Origin of the sequence: Microbacterium sp. NPDC089189, from assembly GCF_040685095.1 — a bacterium.
GTDB lineage: Bacteria > Actinomycetota > Actinomycetes > Actinomycetales > Microbacteriaceae > Microbacterium.
Genome location: NZ_JBFBHG010000015.1, coordinates 26,237 through 38,012 on the forward strand (window position 1 = coordinate 26,237; position 11,776 = coordinate 38,012).

Here is an 11,776-nt window from a genome sequence, read left to right on the forward strand (position 1 = left end):
GATTCTCGGAGGATCCGCGAGGAAACCTCCGAGAACCGACGGGATCTCCGAGAACCGGATGGGGTCTCAGACGGATGCGGCGGCCTCTTCGATGAGGGTGGCCAGCGCCGCGGGCTGCGACAGGAACGGCGAGTGGCTCGTGTCGAGGCGGCGCACCGCCGACCCGGCGCGGGCGGCGAGCGCCTCCTGCCCTGGCACGGGGAAGATGGCGTCCTGCTCCGTGACGACGTAGGTCGTGGGCCGGCCCCGCCAGGCGACAACGCCGACCTCGTCGCGGAACGCGCGCGCCGCCTGCGGCAGGAGGCGCGCGCTCGCCCGGGCCGCCTCGTCCGGGGCCGCGTCGGCGAAGAACAGCTCGCTCGGCGGCCGGGTCTCGTCGCCCGCGGTCGCCAGCGCGCCGTCGATGTGCCACCAGTCCGGCTCGACGCCGCCCACGGCCGCGAGCAGCGATTCGCCCTCGTCGAGCACGAACGCGGCGACGTACACGATGTGACGCACCTGCGGCAGGTCCGCCCCCTGGGTGGTCGGGACGCCGCCGTAGGAATGCGCGACGACGACCACCGGACCCTCGATGCGGGCAACGGCCGCAGCGACCGCATCCGCGTCGTCCTGCATGCCCAGCGCCGCCTTGTCGGGCGCGTGCACGGTCGGCAGATCGATCGTCTGCACCTGCCATCCATCGGCGCGCAGGATGTCGGAGACATGCTCCCAGCACCAGGAGCCGTGCCAGGCGCCGTGGACGAGCAGGATCGTGGGTCGGACGGACATCGTTGTCTCACCTTCGTCGGTTGCGCCCGGGTGACCGCTTGACCGCGGATGGCGCGCGCCCCACGATATGAGGACGTGAGGGACCGAGCAGTGGCGCTCGGCGAGAAGAGGTGGCGATGCGCGAAACTCCGGGCGCACCCTTCGTCGTCGGCACGACGCGCGGCCTGCCGGACGCCGAGGCCTACGACCATTTCTGCGACGGCATCGCCGAGGTCTACGTCGGGGTGCGACCGACCCGTCCCGCCACCGGCGGCTTCGCCGCCGACTTCTCGCTGACGCACGTGGGCGCGCTCGACCTCGGCGTCATCTCGACCCCGGGGGTGAGCGCGCGCCGGGACCGGCGTTCCATCTCGCGCGTGGCCGACGACGCCCTCTTCGTGAACCACAGCGCGAAGCCGTGGGGACTCGCGCAGGCCGGACGGACGTGGAGCGTGGCGGCGGGATCGGCCGCGGTGCTCGACAACGCCGTCCCCTTCGATGTCTTCGCCGACCCGCGGCGCCGGCTCGACCTGGTGTCGTTGCGCATTCCGCGCGACGTGCTGCCCGCGACCGCCCGGAGGGCCCTGCCCGCGCTCGACGACCGGCTCACCGCGACGGGCTACGGCGTGCAGCTCGGCGCTCAGGTCGGTCTGCTGGCGCAGGCGGTGCGCACCGGGATGCCGCAGGTGGCGACGGCGATGACGACCACCGTGATCGAGATGCTCGACGCGGTCAGCCGCCCCGACCTCGCCCCGACCTCCCCCACCCGCGCGGACGCGTTCCGTGCCTACGCCCGCACCCGGCTGCGCGATCCGTCCTTCGGCATCGGCGCGCTCGCCCGGGCGTTCGGATGCACGACGCGCACCGTGCAGGCCGCGTTCGCCCGCGAGGGCGAGGCGTTCTCGGTCTGGCTGCGCGCGGAGCGGCTCGATCTCGCGCGATCCGAGCTCAGCCGGCCGGCGGCCGCATCCCGGTCGATCGCCGCGATCGCCCGCGAGACGGGCTTCGGCGACACCGGGACGTTCCACCGCGCCTACCGCGCACGCTTCGGCCGCAGCCCCGGCGCGGACCGCTGACCCTCCCCTCCGCGCCTTCTCGGAGAATCGCGCGGTTCTCGGAGCCGTGACGCGGAATCCTCCGAGAAACGACGGAATCTCCGAGAACGGGGATGCGGGTGCGCGGGGTCAGCCGGCGGCGAGCTCCCGCGCGCGGGCCAGGGCCGCATCCGTCGCTTCGGCGAACACGCGGTCGAGGTGCGCCTCCTGCAGCACCGCGACCGCCCGCTCAGTGGTGCCCTTGGGGCTCGTGACCCGCCGCCGCAGCTCGGCCGGATCCTCGCCGGTCGCGTCGAGCAGTGCCGCCGCGCCGATGAAGGTCTGCTCGGCCATCGTGCGCGCCACATCCGGGGCGAAGCCCTTGCCGACCGCGGCGGAGGTGAGCTCCTCGATCAGCAGGAACACATAGGCCGGGCCCGAGCCCGAGATGGTCGACAGCGCGTCGATCTGCGACTCCGGCACCTCGACGACCGTGCCGACGGTCTCGAAGACCGCGCGCACCGTGCCGAGCACCGTCGCATCGGCGCGCGTCCCCGGAGCGATGCCCGTGACGGCCTTGCCGACGACGGCCGGGGTGTTGGGCATCGACCGCACGACGACCGCCTCCGGTCCAAGGATCCGCTCGAAGGTCGCGACGGTGACCCCGGCGGCGAGGCTGACGACGATCGCGTGCGGGCGCAGGTGCGGGGCGATCTCGGTCAGGAGATCCGGCACCATGGCGGGCTTGACCCCCACCAGCACGACATCGGCGGCCGCGACGGCCTGCGCGTTGCCGTCGGGGTGGTCCTCGAGGGCGATGCTCGTGACGCCGGCGAGGTCCGCGAGGGGCTCCGCCTTCGCCCGGGACCGATTGGTGACGTGGATGCTGCCGGCCCGGCCCGAGGCGACCACGCCCTGGAGGATGGCGCCTCCCATCGAACCGGCACCGATGATCGCGAGAGAGGGGAGCGAGGTCATTTTTCCACCCTAGGCGTCGGGTCGCGGAGAGGTGCGAGGTCTATCATCGGAACCGCCGGGGCAGGACGCCCCGCCCGGAGGATCTTCATGACCGAACCGACCACCGACCTGTTCGACGGCCTCGTCGCACGCACTCTGGACACCCCGCGCATCGCGGTGCGGGTGATCGAACGAGCCAGCGACGACCCGGCCACACCCGCCGAGCGCACGCTCGTGCTGCTGCACGGACTCCTCTCGTCGTCGCTGATCTGGCAGCCGTTCATGGAGGACCTGCCGAGCGATCTGCGCGTCGTCGCCGTCGACCTGCGCGGGTTCGGCGGCACCGAGGGCCTGCCCGTCGACGCGACCCGCGGCGTGGCCGACTTCGCCGAGGACGTGGCCGCCGCGCTCGACGCGCTCGAGGTGCCGACCGCGCACCTCGTGGGATGGGACCTGGGCGCGACCGTGGCCATCGCCCTCGCGCGTCTGCGCCCCGCGCTCTCGCTCACGCTGCTCGCGCCGTTCTCGCCGTTCGGCCTGGGCGGCACGCGCCGCGACGGCACGCGCCTGACCGACGACGACGCCGGATGCGGCGCGGCCACGGCCAACCCGGAGTTCGTCCGTCGCCTCAACGACCGCGACAGCGGCACGGATTCCGCGGCATCGCCGCGGAGCGTCTTCCGATCCGAGTTCGTCGCGTCGGGGTACACGTCCTCCGACGAGGACGTGTGGATCCACGCGATGCTGACCACCTCGACCGCCCCGGGCAACTACCCCGGCGAGGTCGTGAGCAGCCCGAACTGGCCGGGCACGGCGGCCGGGGCGACGGGCGTGCTGAACGCGCTCGCACCCCGTTACCTGGACGCCGACGCCCTCGCGTCGCTTGATCCGAAGCCGCCCGTGCTGTGGGTGCGGGGATCCCTCGACGCCATCGTCGCCGACGGCTCGTTCCTCGACCCCAACCACCTCGGCGCGCTGGGCATCGCGCCCGACTGGCCCGGCGCCGACGTCGCCCCCGCGCAGCCGATGATCGCGCAGCTCACGGACGCGTTCGCCGCCTACGCCGCGTCCGGCGGCACGGTGCAGGACGTCGTGCTGGAGGGCGTGGGCCACACGCCCCATCTCGAGCGTCCGAGCGTGGTCCGCCGCGCCATCCTCGAGGCCATCGGGTACATCGGAGCGGCCCAGAACCCGGCGCCGCCCACCGAGGCCATCATCCTGCGTTCGGCCGACTGAGGCGCGGGCGTGAGCGCATCCGGCGGCGCCACCGCCATCCTCGCGGCGTTCCTCGCGAACCTCGGGATCGCCCTGGCGAAATTCGTCGCCTGGTTCTTCTCGGGCTCGGCGTCCATGCTCGCGGAGGGCATCCACTCGCTCGCCGACTCGGGGAACCAGCTGCTGCTCATGTTCGGCGGGCGCCGGTCCCGGCGCCGCGCCGACACCGCCCACCCGTTCGGGTACGGGCGGGAGCGGTACGTCTACGCGTTCGTCGTGTCGATCATCCTGTTCTCGGTCGGCGGGCTGTTCTCGATCTACGAGGGTGTCGACAAGCTCACGCACCCGCACGAGCTCGAGAACGTGTGGGTTCCGATCGTGGTCCTCGTGATCGCCATCGGCCTCGAGAGCTTCTCGCTGCGCACGGCCGTGCGCGAGTCGAACCGCGTCCGCAAACCCGGCGAGTCGTGGACGGCGTTCATCCGTCACGCCAAGGCGCCGGAGCTTCCCGTCGTGCTGCTCGAGGACGTCGCCGCCCTCACCGGGCTCGCGTTCGCGCTGCTCGGCGTCGGGCTGTCGGCGATCACCGGCAACGTGGTGTTCGATGCGATCGGCACGCTCATGATCGGCACGCTGCTGATCCTCGTCGCCATCACCCTGGGCGTCGAGACGAAGAGCCTGCTCGTCGGCGAGGGCGCGAACGACGGCGACCACGCGGCGATTCTCGCGGCGATCGAGGCGCAGCCCGGAGCCCGCCTCATCCACATGAAGACCCTGTACCTCGGCCCCGACGAGCTCATGGTGGCCGCCAAGCTCGGCTTCGACGGGGACAGTCCGCTCGTGGTCGTCGCGGGACGCATCGACGAGATCGAGAGCCGCATCCGCGCGGCCGTCCCCGCCGCACGCGTGATCTACCTCGAACCGGACGTCTTCCACCCGGACGAACCGGCCCCGCCGACCGACGCCATCATCCTGAAGTCCTCGGACTGACGCGCGCCGCCGCTCGACCGGGCAGACTGGGCGCATGGAGTACTGCGTCTTCACCGAACCTCAGCAGGGATTCAGCTACGACGACCAGCTGGCCTTCGCCCGCCTGGCCGAAGAACTCGGGTTCACCGGGTTCTTCCGCTCGGACCACTACCTGCGGATGGGGGACGGCGACCCGCTGCCGGGACCCACGGACGCCTGGACCACCCTGGCGGGCCTCGCCCGGGAGACCTCGCGCATCCGCCTCGGCACGCTCGTCTCGTCGGTGACCTATCGCGTGCCCGGCGTTCTGGCCGTGCAGGTCGCGCAGGTCGACGCGATGTCGGGTGGACGCGTCGAGCTCGGGCTCGGCACCGGATGGTTCGAGCGCGAGCACCATGCCTACGGCATCCCCTTCCCCGAGAAGCGCTTCGGCCTGCTCGAGGAGCAGCTCGAGATCCTCACCGGCCTGTGGCAGACCCCCGTCGGCGACACCTTCTCGTTCGAGGGCGCCCATCATCGGCTCGACGAGAGCCCGGCGCTCCCGAAGCCCGTGCAGTCCCGTGTGCCGATCATCGTCGGCGGCGGCGGCCCGCGCCGGACTCCCGCGATCGCGGCGCGCTTCGCCTCCGAGTTCAACATCGGATTCGTGCCCGACGAGGTCGTGGCCGAGAAGTTCGCGACCGTCCGCGCCGCCGCCGAGGCCATCGACCGCGACCCCGCGACGCTGAAGCTCTCGGTCGCCCTGCCGACGCTGCTCGGCCGCACCGCCGACGAGCGCGAGCGGCGCGCCGCCGCGATCGGCACCGACGCCGCCGCGTTCGACAACGGGGCCAACATCACCGGCGACGTGTCGGTCGTCGCCGAACGCGTCGAGCGGCTCGCGGCGCTCGGTGCGACGCGGGTCTACTTCCAGCTGATGGACATGCGCGATCTCGAGCACCTCGCCCTGCTCGGCGAGGCCCTGCCGCAGCTCCCCCGCTGACCGGCCCGCGTCGTCAGCGGCGCGACGCGAAGAACGACTGCAGCTGCGCGGATGCGGCCGCCTCGCGCACCCCGCCGACCACCTCGACGCGGTGGGGCAGACGGCGGTCGCGCAGCACGTCGTACATCGACCCCGCGGCGCCGGCCTTGTCGTCCCACGCCCCGAACACGACGCGGCCGATGCGCGCCTGCAGGATGGCGCCGGCGCACATGACGCACGGCTCCAGCGTGACGACGAGCGTGCAGTCCTCGAGGTGCCAGGACGCGGCCACGGCCGCCGCGCGGCGCAGCGCCACGATCTCGGCGTGAGCGGTGGGGTCGCCGGTGAGCTCCCGCTCGTTGGCGCCGTCCGCGAGGACACGGCCCGCCGCATCCAGCACGACGGCGCCCACCGGCACGTCGCCGTGCGCGGCCGCCGTCTCGGCGAGGACGAGGGCGCGCACCATCGCGTCGTCGTCCGAAGGTCCCACCGGCAAGCTCACCGCCCCAGGCTAGCCGCCGTCCCCGACCGTCGGAGTTCTCACGGTGGGGAGGCGGCGGTACGTGCTCTAGCCTGGGTCTCATGCGTTTGCACGTCGCCGATCACCCGCTCATCACCCACAAGCTCACGGTGCTGCGCGACAAGAGCACCCCATCCCCGGTGTTCCGTCAGCTCACCGAAGAACTCGTCACGCTCCTGGCCTACGAGGCCACCCGCAATGTGCAGGTCGAGCCGGTCGAGATCGAGACTCCCGTCACGGTCACCCAGGGGGTGCGCATCAGCGAGCCGCGTCCGCTCGTGGTGCCGATCCTGCGTGCGGGCCTCGGGATGCTGGAGGGCATGGTCAAGCTCCTCCCCACCGCGGAGGTCGGGTTCCTCGGCATGCTGCGCGACGAGAAGACCCTGCAGCCGGCGACGTACGCGGAGCGGCTCCCGGACGATCTGAGCGACCGCCAGTGCTTCGTGCTCGACCCGATGCTCGCCACGGGTGGCTCGCTCGGCGCGGCGATCGACTTCCTCTTCCGCCGCGGTGCGCAGGACGTCACCGCGATCTGCCTGCTCGGCGCCCCCGAGGGCGTCGCCGCGATCGAGAAGCAGATCGGCGACCGCGACGTGACGCTGGTCCTCGGCGCGCTCGACGAGCGTCTGAACGAGAAGGGCTACATCGTGCCCGGTCTCGGCGACGCCGGCGACCGCCTCTACGGGACGGTCTGACCCGCGGGGCTCACAGCCACTTCTTCTTCTTGAAGATGGCGTAGAGCCCGACGGCGAACGCGCCCATCGCGGCGACCGCGAGCGGGTAGCCGAACGTCCAGTGCAGCTCGGGCATGTAGTCGAAGTTCATGCCGTAGATCGTGCCGATCAGGCCCGGGGCGAAGATGATCGCCGCCCACGACGAGATCTTCTTGATCTCGTCGTTCTGCGCCAGACTCGCCTCGGTCTGACGCCGTGCGACGAGCGCTGAGTGCACGGTGAGGGCCTTGTCGAGCAGCGCGCGGAACCCCTCGATGCGGTCCCCGATGCGGATGGTGTGGTCCTGCACGTCGCGGAGGCTCCGCTGCACCTCGAGGTCGACGTCGTACTTCTCGTACCCGCGGCGCAGCCACTCCAGCATGCCGCCGAGGGGCTGCACGGCACGCCCGAAGCTGATGACCTCGCCGAACAGCTCGTAGATGCGCCGCGACAGTGCGTCGTCGTCGCTCTCGCCGAACAGCTGGTCCTCGATCTCGTCGATGTCGTTCTCGATACCGGCCACGACGGGCTCGTACTCGTCGACGACGCGGTCGACGATCGCGTAGAGCACCGCCTCCGAGCCGAGCGAGAGCAGCTCCGGCTGCGATTCGAGGCGCTGGCGCACCGCCGAGAGGTTGGGCGATTCGGCGTGACGGATCGTGATGACGACGTTGGGGCCGACGAAGATGTGCAGTTCGCCGAACTCGACCTCTTCGCGGTCGTCGATGTAGTGCGCGGGGAGCAGCACGACGAAGAGCGTGTCGCCGTACCGTTCCACCTTCGAGCGCTGATGGCCGGTGAGCGCGTCCTCGACCGCGAGCGGATGCAGGTCGAACTCCCGTGCCACGGACGCGAGCTCGTCGGCATCGGGGCGATACAGGCCGATCCAGGCGAGCCCGCCCGACTCGTCGAGGATCTCGAAGGTCTCGTCAAGGTTGCGCGGGCTGTGCACGCGCTGCCCGTCGACGTAGATGGCGTTGTCGATGAGAGGGGCCATGGTGTTTCCGATCGTCCGGGCGCGTTCGCGGGATCCGAGCGGGAAGCCTAGCCGACCGGCATGACCGGCACCTGCGTCACCGGCTCTCCCCCACCAGCCGCGCGAAGGCACTGAGCCGGGCCACTCCTTCGGGCGTGCGCGGGAGGTCGTCCAGGAGCCCCGGCGAGTAGACGACGTACGCGGCGAACTGCGCGCGCGAAACGGCGACGTTCAGGCGGTTCTGCAGCAGCAGGAACTCCAGCCCTCGCGGCGCTTCGCGACCGGAGGATGCGGCGAGCGAGACGATCGCCACGACCGCCTCCTGCCCCTGGAACTTGTCGACCGTCCCCACCCGGACCTCCGGGTGACCGGCACGGGCCAGGGCCTCTTCGACCTCGACCTGCTGACCGTTGTAGGGCGTCACCACGATGATGTCGGCCTCGACGAGAGCGCGCGGCGGATGGAGACGGACGCCCTCGCCGTCCTCGTCGACGTCCACCCACGACCGGCCGAGCAGATCGGCGACCAGCCGCACGACCTCGGCGGACTCCTCGATCGAGACCACCGCGTTGCCGGTGTGCGGGACCGGACGCGGGTGCACGCCGGGGGCGATCCCGTCGAGCACGCGATGCGCCGTCACCGGCGCCGAGGCGAGCTCGCCGTCGTACGAGAGGTCGGAGACGGGCGCGGCGAGCGCGGGATGCATCCGCCAGGAACGCGAGAGGAAGTAGCCGTGCGTGGGCGGCAGCACGGCCTCGCCGTCCATCACCCAGCCGAGGGCCGAGGTGTCGACGGGCTCGGGGTGCGTGCCCTGGCTGACCTGCGGCAGCTGCTGCGGGTCGCCGAGCAGCAGCAGCCGCTCCGCCGCCCGCGAGACCGCGATCGTGGAGGCGAGCGAGAACTGACCGGCCTCGTCGATCACGAGCAGGTCCAGGCTGCCGCGCGGCACCCGCCCCGGGTGGCTGAAGTCCCACGCCGTCCCGCCGACCACGAAGCCGTCGGGTCGATCCTGCGTGAAGGCCGCCAGCGCGTTCTTCTCGAAGACGGTGAACGGCACGCTGCCCGCGGCCGACGGATCCTTCAGCGCCTTGCCGACCGACGCGGCCGGCACACCGGCGTCGACGATGCGCGCCAGCATGTGCTCGATGACCGCGTGGGACTGCGCCACGACGCCGACCCGGAACCCGCGCTCGCGCACCAGGCGGGCGATGACGTGCGATCCGACGTATGTCTTGCCCGTGCCCGGCGGGCCCTGCACCGCGAGGTAGCTGTGGTCGAGATCCAGGATGCTGCGCGTGATCGCGGCGATGTCGTTGCCGTCGGCGGGCGCGAGTCCGTCACCGCGCGTGCGCGGAGGCACCCGGCGCAGGATGTCGGTCGCGGGGTCGGCGGGGAAGCGGGGCGCCGCTTCGAGCACCGTGTCGGCCCAGGCGTCGATGGACGCCTGCTGGTTGCCGGCTGCGGGCGGAGCCGCGGGAGCGAGGGCGAAGGGCAGCTCCTGCCAGGTCTCGCCGTCGGCGGCGAGCTCTTCGATGACCGCGCCGTCGTCGAGCGTCTCGACCACGCGGGCGGTGCGCGCCGCGTGGATCCACCGCGGCGACGAGTCGGTCGTGAACGGCGTCGGCACCGGATAGAGCAGGAACGGCTGTCCGCCCGCGCTCAGCCGGGTGCCCGGGGCGGCGTCGCCGCGCAGCTCGATGATGCGCCGCACGGCACGGCGGCGCCCTTCCCCGGCGTGCCAGTCGGTGACCACGCGGCTGCGCCCGGGATCGACCACGACGACGTCGCGCGTGTCCTCCCAGATCGACGCGGGCTCGCGCAGCCGCAGGTAGTGCGACGCCCAGAACGTCTTCGCCTCGCGCGGGTAGTAGTCGATGGCGGCGGCCGCGAGCCGCAGCGCCACCGCGTCGCGCTCGTGCGCGTCGTCCGAGCTGGGGGCGTCGGCGTCCCGCTCGGATGCCGCCCACCGTTCCAGGGCGAGTGCCCGCAGCGACGGCTCGTAGCCGCCGAACGCCTCGAGCGGGTCGCCCGAGGGCATCAGCCCCGACTCGCGCGCCCGATCGACGAGCCAGTCGCGCAGACGCAGCGTCGAGACGCAGTCGTCGCGGTTGTACTCGGCGAGGTCGTCGAGGATGCGGGCGGCGGCCGCGGCGTCGCCGGACTCGCGCAGCGCGCGCGCCTCGACGTAGCGCACGATGGAGTCGTCGCCGCGCTGCACCTCGCTCGTGCGCCGGTCGGCGCCCATGTAGAGCGGCTCGAGCTTCTTGATCGAGTACGAGCGCGAGCCGACGCGGAGTGCGCGCCGCACGACCGGGTAGAGGTCGACGAAGACGCCGTCGCGCAGCATCCGGTCGATCTCGGCCTCGCGCGTGCCGTACCGCGCGGCCATGGCCAGCAGGTGCGTGGTCTCGTAGGGCGCGTAGTGGTAGATGTGCATGCCGGGGTGGGCGCGACGACGAAGGTCGACGAGGTCGACGAAGGTCTCGAAGGTCGTCTTCTCGTCGGCGAAGGTGTGCGCCCACAGCGCGGTGTACTGCAGCCGGTTGTCGACCCACCCGAAGAGGTAGTCGATGCCCCACGCACCGCCCGCGCCCTCGCTGTAGAGCGGGTCGCCCTCGAAGTCGAAGAAGAGGTCGCCCTCGTCGCGCCGGGGAAGCGCCGCCAGCGCCTGCGGCAGGACGACCTCGTAGGTCGGCAGCGCATCGGCGGGGATGCTGCCGTCGACGCCCGGAACCCCCGCGGGGCTGTCGAGCTGCAGCCGGGCCTGGGTGCGCAGCGAGGCGAACACCTCGTCGCTCATGCGCTCGGGCGGCGCGGAAGCCGCCGCCAGGTCGTCGATCGTGCGGATGCCGCCCCGCTGCAGCCGCTCGCGCTGCACCGGCCGCATGCCGGCGACCAGCAGCAGATCGCGGTGCGCGATGACCTCCTGCTCGCACGTCGCGCAGCGCCCGCACGCCACGACCTGCAGCGCGCCGCGGGGATCTCCCCAGGCGAGGGGGGCGCCGTCGACGCCGGCCGCGAGGTCGCGGTCGGCGATGAGCGCGCGCAGGCGACGACGCCGGTGCGCGTACACCGGCAGGAGGTCGACGACACGGTGCGCGCTGACCGTGCCGTCGCCGAGCAGCAGTTCGACGCGATCGGCGCGGGGGACGCCGAGCCCATCGAGCTGATCGACGTATGCCGCAAGCTGCATGAGCGCGGTCACGCGCGCATGGCGTGCGAGCTTGGTGTCCTGCACGATCCAGCGTCCGTCGTCGTCTCGCACCAGGAAGTCCGCGAAACCCACGAACTCGTCGGTCTGGAACGCGGCCTGGTAGACGACGGTCGCCGACGGGTCGGACAGTGCGGCCCGCGTCGCCGCCACCGCCGCCGTCATGCCGGCAGCGTCCGCCGAGCGCGTTTCGTCGATCTCGACGACGGCGTCACCGAGGTCCGCGCGATAGCGCTCCAGCACGGCGATCTCGTGACGCGTCCCGAGACGCGCGGCCCGCTCGAGCATGAGGTCTTCCGGGTCGGCCACGGCGGGCACCCGGCCCAGACGCGCATCGAGCTGACGCAGCCAGGCGAACTCGCACTCGGCCGCCGCCTTGAGATCGCTGGCGCTCCAGACGACGCGTGCCGCCCGGAGCGGGGTGGCCTCGATGTAGCGCATGTGATCCTCTCTCCGCCCTCGACCCTAACCGC

10 protein-coding genes are annotated in these 11,776 nt (G+C 72.3%); 5 read left to right on the top strand and 5 right to left on the bottom strand.

What is annotated here, in order from left to right:
* Nucleotides 1–66 precede the first annotated feature (66 nt).
* A complete protein-coding gene (locus AB0N73_RS10115) occupies nt 67–768 on the bottom strand; it encodes an alpha/beta fold hydrolase (RefSeq protein ID WP_363562987.1) in 702 nt (233 codons plus the stop codon).
* A gap of 116 nt (nt 769–884) precedes the next feature.
* On the opposite strand from AB0N73_RS10115, the gene AB0N73_RS10120 reads away from it, so the two are divergent.
* Nucleotides 885–1,823, top strand: coding sequence for a helix-turn-helix domain-containing protein (locus AB0N73_RS10120; RefSeq protein ID WP_363562989.1), 939 nt, complete (start codon nt 885–887; stop codon nt 1,821–1,823).
* Between the two features lie 108 nt (nt 1,824–1,931).
* Here AB0N73_RS10120 and proC read toward each other — a convergent pair whose 3' ends face one another.
* Complete coding sequence (gene proC / locus AB0N73_RS10125; RefSeq protein ID WP_363562991.1) at nt 1,932–2,759, bottom strand: pyrroline-5-carboxylate reductase; 828 nt, start codon at nt 2,757–2,759, stop codon at nt 1,932–1,934.
* Between the two features lie 87 nt (nt 2,760–2,846).
* On the opposite strand from proC, the gene AB0N73_RS10130 reads away from it, so the two are divergent.
* Genes AB0N73_RS10130 through AB0N73_RS10140 form a run of 3 tightly spaced genes read left to right on the top strand, consistent with a single transcriptional unit; the run spans nt 2,847 to nt 5,904 of the window.
* Nucleotides 2,847–3,974, top strand: a complete 1,128-nt coding sequence (locus AB0N73_RS10130) for an alpha/beta fold hydrolase (protein ID WP_363562993.1) — start codon at nt 2,847–2,849, stop codon at nt 3,972–3,974.
* Between the two features lie 9 nt (nt 3,975–3,983).
* Complete coding sequence (locus AB0N73_RS10135; protein WP_363562995.1) at nt 3,984–4,943, top strand: cation diffusion facilitator family transporter; 960 nt, start codon at nt 3,984–3,986, stop codon at nt 4,941–4,943.
* A 34-nt stretch (nt 4,944–4,977) separates the two neighbouring features.
* Entirely contained in the window at nt 4,978–5,904 is a 927-nt protein-coding gene (locus tag AB0N73_RS10140; protein ID WP_363562997.1) for an LLM class F420-dependent oxidoreductase, read from the top strand.
* 13 nt (nt 5,905–5,917) lie between these two features.
* On the opposite strand, the gene tadA is transcribed toward AB0N73_RS10140, so the two are convergent.
* The gene (tadA, locus tag AB0N73_RS10145; protein ID WP_363563121.1) at nt 5,918–6,349 is read right to left on the bottom strand and encodes a tRNA adenosine(34) deaminase TadA; all 432 of its coding nucleotides are present in this window, start codon (nt 6,347–6,349) and stop codon (nt 5,918–5,920) included.
* Between the two features lie 116 nt (nt 6,350–6,465).
* On the opposite strand from tadA, the gene upp reads away from it, so the two are divergent.
* On the top strand, nt 6,466–7,098 hold the full coding sequence (gene upp, locus AB0N73_RS10150) for a uracil phosphoribosyltransferase (protein WP_363562999.1): 633 nt from the start codon (nt 6,466–6,468) through the stop codon (nt 7,096–7,098).
* A gap of 10 nt (nt 7,099–7,108) precedes the next feature.
* Here upp and AB0N73_RS10155 read toward each other — a convergent pair whose 3' ends face one another.
* Together AB0N73_RS10155 and AB0N73_RS10160 are read right to left on the bottom strand one after the other, a co-directional pair.
* Complete coding sequence (locus tag AB0N73_RS10155) at nt 7,109–8,113, bottom strand: magnesium and cobalt transport protein CorA (protein ID WP_363563001.1); 1,005 nt, start codon at nt 8,111–8,113, stop codon at nt 7,109–7,111.
* A 76-nt stretch (nt 8,114–8,189) separates the two neighbouring features.
* Complete coding sequence (locus AB0N73_RS10160) at nt 8,190–11,744, bottom strand: TM0106 family RecB-like putative nuclease (RefSeq protein ID WP_363563003.1); 3,555 nt, start codon at nt 11,742–11,744, stop codon at nt 8,190–8,192.
* Nucleotides 11,745–11,776: the final 32 nt, after the last annotated feature.